Below are 17,731 nucleotides of genomic sequence, written 5' to 3'. Positions count from 1 at the left end.
TGCGGCACGGTCCCATCCCGCGCCTCACGCTTCAGGATAGAGAAAAATGCCCCGTCCAACCACATCCAGCCCATCCCAGCGCATGCTGCGCGTCGCCGAACAGGTGCGCCATGCGCTGTCCGAAACCCTGCAGCGCGGCGAGATCATCGATCCGCTGATCGAGAACACCGTGGTGTCGGTCTCGGAAGTGCGCATGTCGCCCGATTTGAAGGTCGCTACCGCTTTCGTTTCGCCACTCGGCGCCAAGGATACCGATGCGGTGGTCGAGGCGCTGAACAAGCATGCGAAATTCATCCGTGGCCGTGTCTCCGGCGCGCTGCGGCAGATGAAATTCATGCCGGAGTTTCGCTTCAAGCTCGACACCTCCTTCGACAATTTCGCCAAGATCAACGACCTCTTGAAATCGCCGGAAGTGGCGCGCGATCTGGATCCTGAGGACCAGCAAAACGCGCACCAGGACAAAGACGACAACAAGGACACCGAATAGTGGCGCGCCGCGGCAAGAAGAAGGGCCGGCCGATCTCGGGCTGGCTGATCCTGGACAAGCCGGTCGGCATGGGCTCGACCGAAGCCGTCTCCAAGATCAAATGGCTGTTCCAGGCCGAAAAGGCCGGCCATGCCGGCACGCTCGACCCGCTGGCGTCCGGCATGCTGCCGATCGCGCTTGGCGAGGCCACCAAGACCGTTCCCTACGTGCAGGACGGCGCCAAGATCTATCGCTTCACCGTCGCATGGGGGCAGGAGCGCTCCACCGATGACCTCGAAGGTCCGGTGACGAAGGAGTCCGATCTGCGTCCGTCGGAAGCCGAGGTGCTCGCCCTGCTGCCGAAATACACCGGCGTCATCATGCAGACGCCGCCGCAATTCTCGGCCATCAAGATCGCCGGCGAGCGCGCCTATGATCTGGCCCGCGACGGTGCGACGGTCGACATACCCGCGCGAGAGATCGAGATCGGCCGTCTGGACGTTGTCGAGCATGGCGCCGACCACACTGTTTTCGAGGTCGAATGCGGCAAGGGCACCTATGTGCGCTCGCTGGCCCGCGACATGGGCCGCGACATGGGCTGTTTCGGCCATATCAGCGAATTGCGCCGGGTGGAGGTCGAACCGTTCACCTCGGAGGACTTCGTTACCATCGCCGAGTTGGAAGCTGCCCGTTTCGGCGTGGTGGAGGGAAACGCGGACGCGATTGATATCGCCGACGCTACGGTAGCCGCCGACACGGCAGAGGCTGCCGACAAGGTGGAAGTGCCAATCGACTTCGATGCCATCGATGCGCTCCTGGTCGACACATCGGCTGCCCTCGATTGCCTGCCGCAGATCGCCATCAGCGACGATGCGGCGACCAAGATCCGCCTTGGCAACCCAGTCATCATCCGCGGCCGCGATGCACCGGTGGAAGCCGAGGAAGCCTGCGCCACGGCGCGCGGCAAGCTGGTCGCCATCGGTGCCATCGAGCAAGGCATGTTCAAGCCCAAGCGGGTCTTTGCCGGGTGACGGCTCTCGTCTAACTTCAGTTCGACTCTACGCTCGAGGGGCACATGGCAAAGGCCGAAGCGGTGAACAAACGGGCGCCGGTGAAAACGCGCCGGCCGCCGGTCGGTGCGTCGCCTGGCACGCTGATCGCCGACCCCTCGGCGCGTCGCAGCGAACTCAGGCTGACGCTGATCTCGCCCGAAAAATTCAAGACCATCGAAAATGCCAGCATCGACGACCTCAACACCCATTGCGACAAATGGCCGGTCCTCTGGCTCGACTGCACCGGCCTCGCCAACATCCCGCTGATCGAGGAAATCGGCCGCATTTTCAGCCTGCATCCGCTGGCGCTGGAGGACGTCGTCAACACCGGCCAGCGGCCGAAGGTCGACTTCTTCGAGGACCATGCCTTCGTCGTCGTCAGGATGATCGACGACGTCACCTCGCATCGCTATGAGCAGATCGCCGTCTTCTTCGGCAGCAACTTCGTCGTCACCTTCCAGGAGCGGGAAGGCGATCCGTTCGATCCGGTGCGCAAGCGCATCGAAAGTTCGGCGCCCAACCGGCTGCGCGCCCGCGGTGCCGATTACCTCGCCTATGCGCTGATCGATGCCATCGTCGATAGCTACTTTCCGCCGATCGAGGCCGCCGGCGATACGGTCGACAGCATCGAGGACGAGATGCTGCATTCGCCGCACAAGCATCAGATGCGGCAACTGCATGAATTGCGGCGCGACGCCAACGTGCTGAAAGGCGTGCTTTGGCCGATGCGCGATGCGCTGGCGACGCTGATCCGCAACGATGTGCCCTATGTGAAGGCCGAGACCAAGATCTTCCTCAACGACACGCTCGACCATGCGCTGCGGCTGATCGAACTGGTCGAAACCCAGCGCGACATGCTGACCGGCCTGATCGAAATGCACCTGTCGCTGAGCCAGGCGCGCACCAACGACGTCATCAGCTATCTCACCATCGTATCGGTCATCTTCATGCCGCTCACCTTCCTGGTCGGCATCTGGGGCATGAATTTCGACCCGGAGTCTTCGCCCTGGAACATGCCGGAACTGAAGGCCTATTATGGCTATCCCTTGTCGCTGCTGTTCATGGCGCTTGTCGCGTTCGGGCTGATCGCCTTCTTCAAATGGAAGAAATGGCTTTGACAAGGATAAACCTGCCATTTTGGGCCTGAAAAGCCGGCTGGTGAATTGGGCTGGTGTTTTCCGGGGAATTGCACTATATGCGCCGCAGCATAGCGCTGTGACGCTTTGCTTGCACCGGCCCCTGCTGGACGACATCCCGGCTGAGGGCGACCCGTTTCCTCAAACAGATAAGGAAAAACACGATGTCGATTACTGCCGAGCGCAAACAGGAATTGATGGGTGAATTCGCAACCGCCAAGGGCGATACCGGGTCTCCGGAAGTCCAGGTGGCCATCCTTTCCGAGCGCATCAAGAACCTGACCGACCATTTCAAGGACCACAAGAAGGATAACCATTCCCGCCGTGGTCTGCTTGCTCTCGTCTCCCAGCGCCGCAGCCTGCTTGATTATCTCAAGCGCAAGGACGACGCGCGCTACCAGACGCTGATCGAGAAGCTCGGTCTGCGTCGTTGACGAATTGACCGGCGGGCTTTCGAAGGAGAGCCCGCCGGTCGCGCATTCTGCCAGTCGTATCGACTGGCCAGACCCGGTTTCGATCGTGCAGAGGGCACTCGAAACCGCCCATGGACGGTCATGGGGCAGGATTGCAGGACGCTCGCGCGCGCAGTGCGCCGAAATCACCCGAGCTTCCCGTTGTCTTGCCCGTGGCTGCCCGAGAAAGGAAGCCAGGGAAAGGGCATCCGCGCACCGTGAAACGGCGCGGCCCTTTCCTCATATTAAGGACAAGACATGTTCAATCACCACAAAGTGGAAATCGAATGGGGCGGCCGTCCGCTCATCCTCGAAACCGGCAAGATCGCACGCCAGGCTGACGGCGCGGTGCTCGCCACCTACGGCGAGACCAAGGTTCTCGCCACCGTCGTTTCGATGAAGGAGCCGAAGCCCGGCCTCGATTTCTTCCCGCTGACCGTCAACTACCAGGAAAAGACCTACGCCGCCGGCAAGATCCCGGGTGGCTATTTCAAGCGTGAAGGCCGTCCGAGCGAGAAGGAAACGCTGGTTTCCCGCCTCATCGACCGCCCGATCCGCCCGCTCTTCGCCTCCGGCTACAAGAACGACACGCAGATCGTCGTCACCGTCGTCCAGCATGACCTCGAGAACGATCCCGACATCCTGTCGATCGTGGCCACCTCGGCTGCCCTGACGCTCTCGGGCGTGCCCTTCATGGGCCCGATCGGCGGCGCCCGCGTCGGCTATATCAACGGCGAATACGTGCTCAACCCGCATGTCGACGAGATGCAGGAATCGAAGCTCGACCTGATCGTCGCCGGCACCACCGACGCCGTGCTGATGGTTGAGTCCGAGGCCAAGGAATTGGGCGAAGAGCTGATGCTCGGCGCCGTCATGTTCGGCCACAAGGGCTTCCAGCCGGTCATCGACGCCATCATCAAGCTGGCCGAAGTCGCCGCCAAGGAGCCGCGCGACTTCACCGCGCCGGATTATTCCGCCCTTGAAGCCGAGATGCTGAAGATCGTCGGTGACGAACTCAGCAATGCCTACAAGAACGTCGACAAGCAGAAGCGTTACGCCGCCGTCGATGCCGTCAAGGCGAAGGTCAAGGCAGCGTTTGCCCCGGCCGAAGGCGAAGATGCCAAGTACACCTCCGAGCAGATCGGTTCGGTATTCAAGGAACTCCAGGCCAAGGTCGTGCGCTGGAACATCCTCGACACCGGTTCGCGCATCGATGGCCGTGACCTGAAGACAGTCCGCAAGATCGTCTCTGAAGTCGGCGTCCTGCCACGCACCCACGGTTCGGCGCTGTTCACCCGCGGCGAGACCCAGGCGCTGGTCGTTGCCACGCTCGGCACCGGCGAGGACGAGCAGTATGTCGATTCGCTGACCGGCATGTACAAGGAGAAGTTCCTTCTTCACTACAACTTCCCTCCCTACTCCGTCGGAGAGACCGGCCGCATGGGTTCGCCGGGCCGCCGCGAAATCGGCCATGGCAAGCTCGCCTGGCGCGCCATTCGCCCGATGCTGCCGAGTGCCGACCAGTTCCCCTACACTCTGCGCGTCGTCTCGGAGATCACCGAGTCCAACGGTTCGTCGTCGATGGCCACCGTCTGCGGCACCTCGCTGGCGCTGATGGATGCCGGCGTGCCGCTGGCAAAGCCGGTCGCCGGTATCGCCATGGGCCTGATCAAGGAAGGCGAGCGTTTCGCCGTTCTGTCCGACATCCTTGGTGATGAGGATCACCTCGGCGACATGGACTTCAAGGTCGCCGGCACCGCGAACGGCATCACCTCGCTGCAGATGGATATCAAGATCGAAGGCATCACCGAGGAGATCATGAAGATCGCGCTGGACCAGGCCAAGGATGGCCGCCAGCACATCCTCGGCGAAATGGCGCATGCTCTGACCGGCGCGCGTTCGGAACTGGGTGAGTTCGCACCGCGCATCGAAGTGATGCACATCCCGACCGACAAGATCCGTGACGTGATCGGCTCGGGCGGCAAGGTGATCCGCGAGATCGTCGAAAAGACCGGCGCCAAGATCAACATCGAGGACGACGGCACGGTCAAGATCGCTTCGTCCAACGCCAAGGAGATCGAGGCGGCGAAGAAGTGGATCCACACCATCGTCGCTGAGCCGGAAGTCGGCGAGATCTACGAAGGCACGGTCGTCAAGACCGCCGACTTCGGCGCTTTCGTCAACTTCTTCGGTCCGCGTGACGGCCTCGTCCACATCTCGCAGCTTGCCAACGACCGGGTCGCCAAGACCTCGGACGTGGTCAAGGAAGGCGACAAGGTCTGGGTCAAGCTGATGGGCTTCGACGAGCGCGGCAAGGTCCGCCTGTCGATGAAGGTCGTCGACCAGGCCACCGGCAAGGAACTCGCCCGCGACAAGAAGACCGAAGGCGAAGAAAACGCCGCCTGAACGTCTTGAGTTCATGAATTGAAGCGGGCGCGGCTTATGTCGCGCCCGTTTTCATTTCAGCCCCGGTTTTCACTCTCAAATCGCCCAGACAAGTCGAGATCGAACAATGTCCGCCGAGCCGTTGAAGACGCTTTTCCATCCCTTCGAGGCCGAGGCTGTTGCTTTGCCGGGAAAGGGCGAGCGCGTGCTGTTTCTCGGCGCTGAGCCGGGTTTTCGCCTGCCTGAAGGCTTCGAGGCGACGCTTCACCTCGTGCAGGGCTTTCGGCCGCATTTTAGCGCGCTGCAGGCGTCTGGCTGCGTCGTCACCGCGCAAGTGGAAGGCGATGGCTTCGATATGGCACTTGTGCTGGCCGGGCGACATCGGGGTCTGAACGAAGTGCGCCTCGCGCAGGCGCTTGAGCGTGTGGCGCCGGGCGGCTTGGTCGTCGTTGGCGGCGGCAAGGATGATGGCATTGCCAGCCTGCGCAAGCGCGTCGGCGAACTTGTGCCGCTGGAGGGCCATCTGCCAAAATATCACGGCATCGCCTTCTGGTTACGCCGTCCCGCGGACCTCGCCGCCGCGGAAGAACTGCGCGCCGCCAATCCCGCTCTGCTGGTTGAAAACCGGTTCCCCACCGGGCCCGGCATGTTTTCCTTCGACCGGATCGATACCGGCTCCAAATTGCTGGTCGAGAACCTGCCCAATGATCTGCGTGGCAACATTGCCGATTTCTGCGCCGGCTGGGGGTATCTGGCTGCCGAGATCGCCGTCCGCTCACCGGGCATTTCGGCGCTCGACCTCTATGAGGCCGATTTCGCCTCGCTCGAAGCCGCGAAGCTCAATCTGGCAGGGGTCACCCAGTCGATCGCCAGAAACTTCTTCTGGATCGATCTGCTGAAGGAACCTGTCGAGAAGCGCTACGACGCGATTGCCATGAACCCGCCCTTTCACCGTAGTCGGGCGGCCGAGCCGGAGATCGGCGCCGGCATGATCCGCGCGGCGGCCAAGGCCTTGAAGCCGGGTGGGCGGCTGTTCATGGTCGCCAACCGCCAGCTTCCCTATGAGCCGATCCTGGCGGCCGCCTTTTCGAGCCATGCCGAACTCGCCCGCGATGGCATGTTCAAGGTGCTTGTCGCTCGTCGTTGATACAATGCACCGCGTTCAATGCAGATTGGCGACGCGTCGGACCTCATCGGTGACATGCACGTCGCCGACCCTGATCTTGAGGGGGGCCGGCCTGCCGTAAAGATAGCCTTGCACCACCTCGCAGCCGGCCGCCCTGAGCAGCGTCGCCTGGCTTTCGGTCTCGACACCTTCGGCAATGATGCTGACGCCGAGCGCGCGCGACAGCCCGACGATGGTCGAGACGACCGCACCCGAGCTGGAATCGGTGTCGAGGCGGCTGACGAAGGACCGGTCGATCTTCAGCTTGCCGAACGAGAAATCGATCAGGTAGCTCAAATTGGAATAGCCGGTACCGAAATCGTCGACGGCGACCGAGATGCCCATATCCGCAAGCTCCTTCAGGATGGCGGCGGCGCGGTCGCGGTCCTGCATCATCGCCGTCTCGGTCACTTCCAGCTCCAGCCGCGACGGCTTGATGCCGGTGCTCGTCATGGCGTCGCGCACGATGCCGACGAAGTCCTTGGTCATGAACTGCACGGGCGAGATGTTGACGGCGACGAAGCAATCGTCGGGCAGATGCCGGGCGTCGCTGCAGGCTTTGCGCAGCACCCATTCGCCGATCGGGCCGATCATGCCGGTTTCCTCGGCGATCGGAATGAACTCCATCGGCGGGATCATGCCGCGTTCCGGATGCCGCCAGCGGATAAGCGCTTCATACCCGACGATGCGGCCGGTCGGGAGATCGAGCTGCGGCTGGTAATGAAGGTCGAAGTCACCACGCTCGAAGGCTATGTGCAGTTCGGATTCGATCCATTGGCGATGGTCGGCGACCCTGCCCATTTCGGCATGGAAGACCGACCAGTTGCCGACGCCGCTGGCGCGCGCGTTCTGCAGCGCCAGATTGGAGCGGCGCAGGATGAGGACCGGATCGACGCCGTCCTTTGGCATCGCCACGATGCCGACCGACAGGCTGACCGATTGCAGGTGCGTACCGAGATCATAGGGCTCCATCATCTCGTCGATGAGTCTCTCTATGGTGCTTTCCAAGGACCCTGAGACTTGATTGTCGGGCAGCAGGATCGCGAATTCACCGGCGCCGATGCGTCCGATCAGCGCGCGCGGTGGCACGCACGTCTTCAAGCGCTTGGTGAAGGCGCGGATCAACTCGTCGCCCTGGCTGTAGCCGATGGCGTCATTGATCTGCTTGAAGCGGTCGATGTCGATATCGATGAGGAACATCGGCTCGCCGGTCCGGCTGGTCGCGCATGCCGCCTCGGCAATCTTGCCGACCATCGCCGGGCGTGCCACCAGGCCGGTCAGCTTGTCGAAATGGGTTTCCGTGAAGACGAAATCCGCCGATTCATCGACGCCGGCGAAGAAGGACATCGCGGCGACCGACGCCGCCAGTGCGCAAAGAGCGGCCATCACCGGGACCATCAAGTCCGCGGAGATGCCGGCAAAACCATCGCCGAGACCGAGCTTCAGGCCCCAGAGCCCGAGGACGAAACTGCCGAGACCCGAACTCGCTATGGTGAGCAGTCGGAACACCGGTGTTCGCTTCGGGTTGCTGACGGCGAGCATTGAAAGTTCCCCTGAGTACGGGGCTTTCTAGCGGATATCTCCTTAAAATGAGTTTCCGCGAATGAATCCAATTTTATTGGACCGAAAGTATTTCTTGAGCGGATCAATGCGCCTGGCGCTGAAACGATTCAGTTGGCGCGCTTTAAGCTTCGTGTCTTCAAATGTCCGCCATTTCAAAACCGTCGCGCACCTTTGGCCGGAAGGCGTTAGTCTCGTCCGCCGTCGGTCTGCTTCAATTCGTCGAGCGTCGGCATGGAAACGATATGATAGCCGGAATCGACATAGTGGATTTCGCCGGTAACCCCGGAAGACAGATCCGACAACAGATAAAGCGCCGAGCCGCCGACCTCGTCGATGGTCACCGTGCGGCGCAGCGGCGAGTTTCGCTGCTGGTAGGAAAACATGTGGCGCGCATCGGAAATGCCGGCGCCGGCAAGCGTGCGCACCGGTCCAGCCGATATGCCGTTCACCCTGATGGCGCGCGGACCGTAGTCGTTCGCAAGATACCGGACACTCGCCTCAAGCCCTGCCTTGGCGACGCCCATGACATTGTAGTTCGGCATGACGCGGACCGACCCCGCATAGGTCAGCGTGATCATCGATCCGCCGTCCTTCATCAAGGTGGCCGCATGGCGGGCGACCTCGGTGAAGGAGTAGCAGGAGATCACCATGGTGCGGACGAAATTGTCCCGGCTGGTGTCGGCGTAGAGGCCTTTCAGCTCGTTCTTGTCGGAAAAGCCAATGGCGTGGACGACGAAATCCAGCCCGCCCCATTCCTTGCCCAGAGTCTCGAACGTGGCCGCGACAGAATCGCTGTCCTCGACGTCGCACGGCACGACCAGCGAGGCGCCGAGCTTGTCGGCCAGCGGCCTGACCCGGCGTCCGAAGGCATCACCCTGATAGGTGAAGGCGAGTTCCGCCCCATGTTCGGATAATTTCCGGGCGATGCCCCAGGCGATCGAATGATCGTTGGCGACACCCATGACAAGCCCGCGCTTGCCCTTCATCAATCCGTCCATGGCCGGCAAATCCTTATGCGGAATAGCGCTGGAAAACGAGCGTGGCGTTGGTGCCGCCGAAGCCGAACGAATTGGACAAGACAGTGTCGATCCTGGCGTCGTCGATGCGCTTTCGCACGATCGGCATGCCCTCGAATTCGGGGTCGAGGGTCTCGATATGTGCGCTTTCGCCGATGAAGCCGCCCTGCATCATCAGGATCGAATAGATGGATTCCTGCACGCCAGCCGCGCCCAGCGAATGGCCGGTCAGCGACTTCGTCGAGGTGATATACGGCATCTCTGAGCCGAACACCTCGCGGATCGCGCCCATTTCCTTGGAATCTCCCACCGGCGTCGAGGTACCATGGGTGTTGATGTAGTCGACCGGTGTGGAAACCGTGGCCAGCGCCTGGCGCATGCAGCGGACCGCGCCCTCGCCTGAAGGGGCAACCATGTCGTGACCATCCGACGTCGCGCCATAGCCAACGATCTCGGCATAGATTTTCGCGCCGCGCGCTTTGGCATGCTCAAGCTCTTCCAGCACCAGCACCCCGGCGCCCCCGGCGATGACGAAGCCGTCCCGATTGGCGTCATAGGCGCGGGAAGCGGTCGATGCCTTGTCGTTGAATTTCGACGACATCGCGCCCATGGCGTCGAACAGGTCCGACATCGTCCAGTCGAGATCCTCGTGGCCGCCGGCAAAGATGATGTCCTGCTTGCCCCACTGGATCAATTCATAGCCATTGCCGATGCAATGCGCCGAGGTCGAACAGGCCGACGAGATCGAGTAGTTGACGCCGTGGATCTTGAACCAGGTGGCAAGCGTCGCCGATGCAGTCGACGACATTGCCTTCGGCACCGCGAACGGACCGATGCGCTTGGGACTGCCGTTCTTCAGCGTCGTTTCGGCAGCTTCGACGATGGTGCGGGTGGATGGCCCGCCCGATCCCATGACGATGCCGGTGCGCTCATTGGTGATGTCGCTCTCGCCGAGGCCCGCATCCGCGATCGCCTGATCCATGGCGACATGGTTCCAGGCAGCCCCCTGGCTCAGGAAGCGCATCGCACGGCGGTCGATCATGGCCGATGGATCGAGCGTCGGCGCTCCCCAGACCTGGCAGCGGAAGCCGTGTTCGGCGAAGGAATCGGAGAAGCTGATGCCGGATCTGGCGTCATGCAGAGAGGTCTGCACCTCGTTGGCATTGTTGCCGATCGACGACACAATGCCGATGCCTGTGACTACGACACGTCTCATTCGCAACTCCTTCCAGGGGTGCTGGCCAGAGAGCTGGCCAGGGATGCCGGTCAGCCAACCGCCGACTGCTTGGACAGACCGACTTTCAAATCCGTTGCCGCGTATATGGGTTCGCCATCCGCCTTCAGCCAGCCATCGGCGATGCCGAGCACCAGCCGGCCCCGCATCACGCGCTTGAAGTCGATGCCATATTCGACCTTCTTCACCGAGGGCGTGACCATGCCCTTGAATTTCACTTCACCGGTCGACAGCGCCATCCCCTTGCCGGGTTCGCCCAGCCAGCCAAGATAGAAGCCCGTCAATTGCCACATGGCGTCGAGGCCGAGGCACCCCGGCATGATCGGATTGCCGATGAAATGGCAGGCAAAGAACCACAGGTCCGGCTTGATGTCGAACTCCGCGCGGATGAAACCCTTCTCGAAGGCGCCGCCCGTCTCGCTGATCTCGGTGATGCGGTCGAACATCAGCATCGGCGGATAGGGAAGCTGGGCGTTGCCCGGTCCGAACAGTTCGCCGCGGGCGCAGGCCAGCAATTCGTCGTACTCGTAGCTGGATTTACCCGCCATCAATCTCATCCCCATATCGTTCCGGGCTATCGGGTGCCCTTGTCGTTGGTTTCCTAACACAATCTGTTTCAGGCCGGAAACCGGCGTTTGCGCTTAACCTGCTCGTCTGCCTGGGTCAATGCGCGCTATTGATCGCATTCGGACGACAGAATATATGTCCTGAGAGGTCCGGTTTCGGCAGACGTTCATTTTTTTGCCATTCTGGGCGTGTCTTGGGGCGGAACTGTGGGGTTCGACGAGAAGATGGACCTGGACGGCCGGAAGGAAAATGTCGCTGTGGACAAGCGGGTCCGTGAAGCTGGCCTGAGGCCGACGCGTCAGCGCATTGCGCTGGCCGATCTGCTTTTCGCCAAGGGCGACCGGCATCTGTCGGCCGAGGAACTGCACGAGGAGGCGGTTGCCGCCGGCGTGCCGGTGTCGCTGGCCACCGTCTACAATGCCCTTCACCAGTTCACCCAGGCGGGACTTTTGCGCATCCTCGCCGTCGAGGGCGCGAAAACCTATTTCGACACCAACACCTCCGACCACCACCATTTCTACATCGAAGGCGAAAACCGCATATTCGACATCGACAGTGGTCCGGTGACGGTCGCCAACCTGCCGGAGCCGCCGGAAGGGATGGAGATCGCCAATGTCGATATCGTGGTGAGGCTGCGCCCCAAACGCCGAGAATGACCGGCGAGGCCCCCTTACCGTGCCCGTGCTGTTGCTGCTCGGCGGGCACATGTGGGGCAATGCGGCCGCGATGGCGGTTGCGCTGATCTGGATCGCGCACATCGCCATCGACCGTGCGCTGGCCCATGGCCTGAAGCTGCCAACCGGCTTTCAGGACACCCATCTCGGCCGTATCGGGCGCTAGGCTGACCTGAATTTCAACACACCCAAACCGGGCCGTGAGGGATCGGGGTTAAGATTCTGGGTCAAGAATCAGTCCTTGACCCGTTCGCCGGGATAGGCGCCCCAGACGATCGACTGGGCAAGCCAGCCTGTGTGGCCATCGAATGTCATTTCGCACCACTGGCCGTCGCAGGATTTGATCGTGCCCATGACGCCCGGCTCGACCATCGCGACCACCCTTGCGTCCTTGTTGGGGCTGTTGAGAAGGTTGATCTGGGCACCCTTGCCGCGCTGCCACGGGGCAACGATTGCAGTGCGCCGGCCGGAAAGCAGCGACTGGTTGATCCAGCCTTCCGAACCATCGGCATCGCGCACGCGGCGCCATGTGTCGAATTCCTGGATGATCTCCATCGGCAGGCCGGCCTTCATATACATCCAGTCGACCGAGTAGTTGGCCCCGGGACCGACGCGCGAGTTGACACGGCCGGATTTCAGGCTGACGAAGCGCGGCAGCGGCAGGCCACTCGGACCAAGCGTGACGACGCCCTGGGCAGGTGCAGCGGCACTCTGCGCCACGGCAAGCGGAGAATAAAGCAGAGCGCCGAGAAATGCTGCGCTGAGGGTCAGGCGAAGCGACGCGAAACCAGACACTTTCATTCCTTTCGGCGCTTGCCCATCGGCCTCGGCGCCCCTTTTTCTTTGTCTTCGGCGGCACCGCTTGTTACAGGGAGTAATCGGCACCGCGACCGGCTTTCAGTTTCGCCGGTCTTGGTTAAAGAGGTCTCAACGAGGGAAACAATGGCAGGCAAAAAGAAGCCTCTCGTGGTCATCACGCGAAAGCTGCCCGACCCGGTCGAGACCCGCATGCGCGAGTTGTTCGACGCCAGGCTGAATGTCGAGGACAGGCCGATGACGCAGCCGGAACTGGTCGCGGCGGTCAAGGAGGCCGACGTGCTGGTGCCGACGGTAACCGACCATATCGACGCCGCACTGATCGCCCAGGCCGGCGACAACCTCAAACTGATCGCGAATTTTGGCAATGGCGTCGACAAGATCGATGTCGCGGCCGCGGCCAAGAGGGGCATCACCGTCACCAACACGCCGAATGTCCTGACCGAGGACACCGCCGACATGACCATGGCGCTGATGCTGGCGGTGCCGCGGCGGCTGGCGGAAGGCGCTAATGTGCTCACCGGTGACAAGAAATGGGCCGGCTGGTCTCCGACCTGGATGCTGGGCCGGCGCATCTGGGGCAAGCGGCTCGGCATTGTCGGCATGGGGCGAATCGGCACCGCCGTCGCCAGACGGGCCAAGGCCTTCGGCCTGTCGATCCACTATCACAACCGCCACCGCGTGCTGCCGGCCGTGGAGGACGGGCTGGAGGCGACGTATTGGGAAAGCCTCGACCAGATGCTGGCCCGCATGGATATCATCTCGGTCAACTGTCCCTCGACGCCGGCAACCTTCCATCTGCTTTCAGCGCGGCGGCTGGCGCTGCTGCAGCCCACCGCATATGTCGTCAACACCGCGCGCGGCGACATCATCGACGAGGAAGCGCTGGTCAAGCTGATTCAGGACGGCAAGATCGCCGGGGCCGGCCTCGACGTCTACGAGCATGAGCCGGCTTTGAACAGCAAGCTGCTGAAGCTCGCCGCCAAGAACAAGGTCGTGCTTTTGCCGCATATGGGCTCGGCGACGCTCGAGGGCCGCATCGATATGGGCGAGAAGGTCATCATCAATATCCGTGCCTTCGTCGACGGCCACCGCCCGCCGGATCGGGTGCTGCCGCTCAGGACCTGACGCTGTCGCGGCCCACAAACCCTAAGATAAACCTTACTAGATAGCTTTGCGCATGGTGATCGAGGTCGGCCTGGCATAGCCCTCATGCGCCGTCCGTTCAGTTTCGCGAAAGCCGAGGCGAGCAAAGGCCTCATGATTCCCGGTCAGCTCGATCCGCGTCTGAAGCGCGACGGCGGCCTTGCCGCGGCTACGGGCAAGGTCTTCGACTGCCTGCATCAGCCGCCGGCCAATGCCTTGTCCCTGGCGGTCCGGCGCGACCGCGAACTTGCCGACATAAAGGTCCGCCGCCCTCTCAAGGGCAAAGACGCAGCCGACGATCCTGTCGCCCTGCACCGCCACGAAGCCGGTCTCCAGCCGCGCCTTGTCGCTCAGGGTGTCGGCGGTCAGATGGTGGGCCGAGGAGGGCGGGTCGACAACGCCGTCCATCGAAGCGAAAGCGCGCATGATCAATGCGAGCACATCGTCCCAACGGTCGAAATCGGTCGGGATCCGCGTGATGGAGACAGCTTCGTTCCGGTCCAAGAATTCAGCTTCTCTTGTAGCGGATGGTGTCGAAGCGCGCCGCCAGCGCATCATAGAGCAGCAGCCGGCCGACCAGCGGCTCGCCAATGCCGGTGATCAGCTTGATCGCCTCCATCGCCTGCAGCGTACCGACGACGCCGGTCAGCGCGCCAAGCACGCCGGCTTCGGCACAGGACGGCACCAGGCCCGGCGGTGGCGCCTCGGGAAACAGATCGCGATAGCTTGGGTTGGGCTTGCCGTCCTTGCCGTCTTCGAATGGCTTCAGCACCGTTACCGAACCATCGAAGCGTCCGACGGCGGCATGCACCAGCGGCTTGCCTTCGCTCGCGCAGGCATCGGCCACGGCATAGCGCGTTTCGAAATTGTCGGAACCGTCGACGACGATGTCATAGCGGGCGACGAGGGCGGGCGCATTGTCCGTGGTCAGCCGGAACGTATGCGGTTCGACTGTGGTGTTGGGATTGATGCGAGCGATTGCCGGCTTGGCGCTATCGGTCTTCAGCAGGCCGACAGTGTCGGTACCGTGAATGACCTGGCGCTGCAGGTTGGACAGCGAAACGGTGTCGTCATCGATCACGCCGAGTGTGCCGACGCCGGCGGCGGCAAGATATTCAAGCACCGGCGCGCCCAGTCCGCCAGCGCCGATGACCAGCACCCGGGCCTGTTTCAGCCTTTGCTGGCCGGCGCCGCCGATCTCCGGCAGCACGATGTGGCGGGCATAGCGTTCGATCTCGTCTGCGGTCAGGGCGGCAGTGGTCATTGCCTGATCATACAGGGACTGAAAAACCTTGTCAGGGGCCAACGCACCTGTTGATGTCGCCCAGGAACACGAGGCACAATGGTCTAGATCGTTGGCCCAACCGTCCCATGGTCGACAGTCAGGAATTGCGCGCGCCCCTGGAGACTGGAAAACAGCGCTGCATCGGTTCCTGTCATGAACGCCTGGCAGTTCAGTTCCTCCAGGATGGAGAACAGCGCCGCGCGCCGCCGGCTGTCGAGATGCGCGGCGATCTCGTCGAGCAACAGGATCGGCGTCATGCCCGACATTTCGCCGGTCAGCCTTGCGTGCGACAGCACGATGCCGACCAGCAGTGCCTTCTGCTCGCCGGTCGAGCAGAGTTCGGCCGGCATCGCCTTGGGGCGGTGTCGAACCACCAGATCCGAACGGTGCGGGCCGTCGAGGGTGCGCCCGGCGGCGCGATCGCGCTCACGGCCCCCGGCAAGCGTCCGACGGAAGCGCTCCTCGACATCGACCGCCGGCGCGGCGGCGATTTCGGCTTCCAGATCGCCCGAAAGGCCGATATCGGCCCGCGGAAATGGTCCCGTGTCGGGCAGCCTGTCGATCATGGTGGCGAGCAGCCGCACCATTTCGGCCCGCGCCGCGGCTATCGCCACACCGGTTTCGGCCATCTGCGTCTCGATAGCGTCGAACCAGCGGTCGTCCCGGGAGTTTTCGGTAAGCAGCCGGTTACGACCGCGCATAGCCTTCTCGTAGTCGATCGCACGTTGCCCGTGCCCGGGATCGATCGCCAGCACGAGCCGATCGAGAAATCGCCGGCGATCCGCGGCCGGTCCGGTGAACAACGCGTCCATGGCTGGCGTCAGCCACACCACGCGCAGCCATTCCAGCATGTCTTCGGCCGAACGCGCCGACGCTCCGTTGATGCGCACCCGCCTGCCGCCTTCGCCGGCGGTGTCGCCGCCGGAAATGCCTGTTCCGATCTCGACCTGGCCGTCAGGTCCGTCGAGCCGGGCATGCAATGCAAAGCCGCCGTCGCCGCCCTCGCGTGCGACATCCACGTAAGGGGCGCGGCGCAAACCACGCCCCGGTGTCAAAAGGGAGATTGCTTCGAGGAGATTGGTCTTGCCGGCGCCGTTGTCGCCGGAAAAAACCACGGCACCTGGCGCCAGATCGATCGTCAGCGCCGCGTAGTTTCGGAAATTGGTAAGTGTAAGCTTACTTATGTGGTTCTGTGCCGGCAACCGCTATCCGCCTATAGAGCGTTCCATCGTTTCACGGAAACGCAAAACCAATCTATCTCTTTGTTTTAACGCAATTCCCAAGGGAAAGCGCTATGCGCCTTTCCCGGGAAAACCGCTTCACATTTTTCCTGGAATTGCTCTAGAAGTTGCCGTAAATATCGCGCTTGCCGGTCCACAACAGGACCGAAGTGCTGACACCGCGCCGCTACACCCGCATCGGCATCAGCACATAGAGTGCGGTCTCGTCGGCCATGTCGTGGATCAGCGTCGGCGAGCCGGCGTCGGCCAGCATGAACTTGGCTTCCGTGCCGGTCAGTTGCGCGGCAACGTCGAGCAGGTACTTGGCGTTGAAGCCGATCTCGATCGGATCGGATGAATAGTCGGCGGACAGCTCTTCGGTGGCGCTGCCTGAATCGGGATTGTTGACCGCAAGCGTCACCTGACCCTCGCTGATCGACAGCTTCACCGCGCGGCCGCGTTCGGAAGAGATGGTCGAGACGCGATCGACAGCGGCGGCAAAACTCTGGCGGTCGATGATCAGCTTCTTGTCGTTGCCGGTCGGAATGACCCGCTGATAGTCGGGGAAGGTGCCGTCGATCAGCTTCGAGGTCAAAACCACGCTGCCGATCGTGAAGCGGATCTTGGTGTCCGACAGTTCGGTGGTGACCGCGACATCCGGATCGTCGACGAGCTTCTGCAACTCGCTCACCGTCTTGCGCGGAATGATGATGCCCGGCATGCCTTCGGAACCCGCTGGCGCATCGATCTCGGCGCGCGCCAGGCGGTGGCCGTCGGTCGCTACCGAGCGCAGCTTCAACTTGCCGCCGACCTCATGCGTGTGCAGATAGATGCCGTTCAGGTAATAACGCGTCTCCTCGGTGGAGATGGCGAATTGGGTCTTCTCGATCAGGCCTTTCAGGGCAACCGAGTCGAGACGGAAGATATGCGAGAACGATCCGGCCGAGAGCTCCGGGAAGTCGGATTGCGGCAGGCACTGAAGGCGGAAGCTCGAGCGGCCAGACGTCACCGTCATGGCGTTGCCGTCCTCGTCCGTCTTCAGCATCACCTCGGCGCCATCGGCAAGCTTGCGCACGATGTCGTAGAGCAGATGTGCCGGGACTGTCGTCGCCCCGCCGCGCTCCACCTTGGCGGGCGTGGCTTCGGTCACCTCGAGGTCGAGATCGGTCGCCTTCATTTCAAGGCTGGCGCCTTCGGCGCTGAGCAGCACGTTGGACAGGATCGGTATGGTGTTTCGCCGCTCGACCACACGATGGACGTGGTTGAGCGACTTCAGGAGATTTGACCGTTCCAGGATAACACGCATGACGAAACAGGCTCGCTTGAATGAATGACGGGTCACCAGTGAGCGGCGTCCCGCGAAAGGTCTGAACAGGTTCAGAATCTGCGTAAACTGACAGGAAAAAACCAGCAAACGCAAGCCCGCGCCACCGGTTCAGGCCGGCTACGCGGGCTTTCTGGGGATAACGCGCCCGAAGTCCGCGAGCCAGTGTCGTAAAACCGAAATCCAGATCGCTTCCAGGCGGCGCCACGAGCCCGATCCAGGCCCAGCGC

General features: G+C 62.4%; 17 protein-coding genes and 1 pseudogene. 9 read left to right on the top strand and 9 right to left on the bottom strand.

Annotation, left to right across the window (positions count from 1 at the left end; all coding sequences use genetic code 11):
* Nucleotides 1–46 precede the first annotated feature (46 nt).
* The 6 genes from rbfA to EJ079_RS02490 all read left to right on the top strand — a co-directional run bounded on the left by rbfA (nt 47) and on the right by EJ079_RS02490 (nt 6,638).
* Nucleotides 47–487, top strand: coding sequence for a 30S ribosome-binding factor RbfA (gene rbfA / locus EJ079_RS02515; protein ID WP_127807964.1), 441 nt, complete (start codon nt 47–49; stop codon nt 485–487).
* The gene (truB, locus tag EJ079_RS02510) at nt 487–1,497 is read left to right on the top strand and encodes a tRNA pseudouridine(55) synthase TruB (protein ID WP_127807963.1); all 1,011 of its coding nucleotides are present in this window, start codon (nt 487–489) and stop codon (nt 1,495–1,497) included. Before rbfA ends, truB begins: the two co-directional genes overlap by 1 nt.
* Nucleotides 1,498–1,541: 44 nt before the next feature.
* Nucleotides 1,542–2,636, top strand: a complete 1,095-nt coding sequence (gene corA, locus EJ079_RS02505) for a magnesium/cobalt transporter CorA (protein ID WP_127270701.1) — start codon at nt 1,542–1,544, stop codon at nt 2,634–2,636.
* A gap of 140 nt (nt 2,637–2,776) precedes the next feature.
* Complete coding sequence (rpsO, locus tag EJ079_RS02500) at nt 2,777–3,088, top strand: 30S ribosomal protein S15 (protein ID WP_269470859.1); 312 nt, start codon at nt 2,777–2,779, stop codon at nt 3,086–3,088.
* A gap of 276 nt (nt 3,089–3,364) precedes the next feature.
* Nucleotides 3,365–5,512 (top strand): polyribonucleotide nucleotidyltransferase, encoded by a 2,148-nt coding sequence (pnp, locus tag EJ079_RS02495; RefSeq protein ID WP_127318977.1) that lies wholly within the window; start codon nt 3,365–3,367, stop codon nt 5,510–5,512.
* A 106-nt stretch (nt 5,513–5,618) separates the two neighbouring features.
* Nucleotides 5,619–6,638, top strand: a complete 1,020-nt coding sequence (locus EJ079_RS02490; RefSeq protein WP_127398864.1) for a class I SAM-dependent methyltransferase — start codon at nt 5,619–5,621, stop codon at nt 6,636–6,638.
* A 15-nt stretch (nt 6,639–6,653) separates the two neighbouring features.
* On the opposite strand, the gene EJ079_RS02485 is transcribed toward EJ079_RS02490, so the two are convergent.
* The 4 genes from EJ079_RS02485 to fabA all read right to left on the bottom strand — a co-directional run bounded on the left by EJ079_RS02485 (nt 6,654) and on the right by fabA (nt 11,017).
* Nucleotides 6,654–8,198, bottom strand: a complete 1,545-nt coding sequence (locus EJ079_RS02485) for a bifunctional diguanylate cyclase/phosphodiesterase (RefSeq protein ID WP_127807962.1) — start codon at nt 8,196–8,198, stop codon at nt 6,654–6,656.
* Nucleotides 8,199–8,404: 206 nt separating this feature from the next.
* On the bottom strand, nt 8,405–9,217 hold the full coding sequence (gene fabI / locus EJ079_RS02480; RefSeq protein ID WP_127398611.1) for an enoyl-ACP reductase FabI: 813 nt from the start codon (nt 9,215–9,217) through the stop codon (nt 8,405–8,407).
* Nucleotides 9,218–9,230: 13 nt separating this feature from the next.
* Nucleotides 9,231–10,451: a beta-ketoacyl-ACP synthase I gene (fabB, locus tag EJ079_RS02475; protein WP_127318969.1), complete on the bottom strand. Its 1,221-nt coding sequence runs from the start codon at nt 10,449–10,451 to the stop codon at nt 9,231–9,233.
* A 50-nt stretch (nt 10,452–10,501) separates the two neighbouring features.
* Nucleotides 10,502–11,017, bottom strand: a complete 516-nt coding sequence (fabA, locus tag EJ079_RS02470; protein ID WP_013527885.1) for a 3-hydroxyacyl-[acyl-carrier-protein] dehydratase FabA — start codon at nt 11,015–11,017, stop codon at nt 10,502–10,504.
* A gap of 243 nt (nt 11,018–11,260) precedes the next feature.
* Here fabA and irrA point away from each other — a divergent pair, with 243 nt between their 5' ends.
* Complete coding sequence (irrA, locus tag EJ079_RS02465) at nt 11,261–11,692, top strand: iron response transcriptional regulator IrrA (RefSeq protein WP_024503471.1); 432 nt, start codon at nt 11,261–11,263, stop codon at nt 11,690–11,692.
* A gap of 19 nt (nt 11,693–11,711) precedes the next feature.
* Nucleotides 11,712–11,876 (top strand): annotated as a pseudogene (locus EJ079_RS02460) (DUF4260 family protein); the annotation flags it as partial.
* Nucleotides 11,877–11,944: 68 nt separating this feature from the next.
* On the opposite strand, the gene EJ079_RS02455 reads toward EJ079_RS02460, so the two are convergent.
* Complete coding sequence (locus EJ079_RS02455; protein WP_127267923.1) at nt 11,945–12,505, bottom strand: SH3 domain-containing protein; 561 nt, start codon at nt 12,503–12,505, stop codon at nt 11,945–11,947.
* A 147-nt stretch (nt 12,506–12,652) separates the two neighbouring features.
* On the opposite strand from EJ079_RS02455, the gene EJ079_RS02450 reads away from it, so the two are divergent.
* On the top strand, nt 12,653–13,654 hold the full coding sequence (locus EJ079_RS02450; protein WP_127396805.1) for a D-glycerate dehydrogenase: 1,002 nt from the start codon (nt 12,653–12,655) through the stop codon (nt 13,652–13,654).
* Between the two features lie 36 nt (nt 13,655–13,690).
* On the opposite strand, the gene EJ079_RS02445 is transcribed toward EJ079_RS02450, so the two are convergent.
* From EJ079_RS02445 to dnaN, 4 genes are all read right to left on the bottom strand, one after another.
* Nucleotides 13,691–14,176: a GNAT family N-acetyltransferase gene (locus EJ079_RS02445; protein WP_127396806.1), complete on the bottom strand. Its 486-nt coding sequence runs from the start codon at nt 14,174–14,176 to the stop codon at nt 13,691–13,693.
* 4 nt (nt 14,177–14,180) lie between these two features.
* Complete coding sequence (locus tag EJ079_RS02440) at nt 14,181–14,936, bottom strand: molybdopterin-synthase adenylyltransferase MoeB (RefSeq protein WP_127807961.1); 756 nt, start codon at nt 14,934–14,936, stop codon at nt 14,181–14,183.
* An 83-nt stretch (nt 14,937–15,019) separates the two neighbouring features.
* The gene (gene recF / locus EJ079_RS02435) at nt 15,020–16,159 is read right to left on the bottom strand and encodes a DNA replication/repair protein RecF (RefSeq protein WP_127268057.1); all 1,140 of its coding nucleotides are present in this window, start codon (nt 16,157–16,159) and stop codon (nt 15,020–15,022) included.
* Between the two features lie 205 nt (nt 16,160–16,364).
* The gene (gene dnaN / locus EJ079_RS02425; protein WP_023811387.1) at nt 16,365–17,483 is read right to left on the bottom strand and encodes a DNA polymerase III subunit beta; all 1,119 of its coding nucleotides are present in this window, start codon (nt 17,481–17,483) and stop codon (nt 16,365–16,367) included.
* Nucleotides 17,484–17,731 lie beyond the last annotated feature (248 nt).

Source organism: Mesorhizobium sp. M7A.F.Ce.TU.012.03.2.1, from assembly GCF_004006095.1.
Classification (GTDB): Bacteria; Pseudomonadota; Alphaproteobacteria; order Rhizobiales; family Rhizobiaceae; genus Mesorhizobium.
Note: the sequence above shows the minus strand (reverse complement) of the source record. Positions and strands in the feature narration are given on the sequence as shown.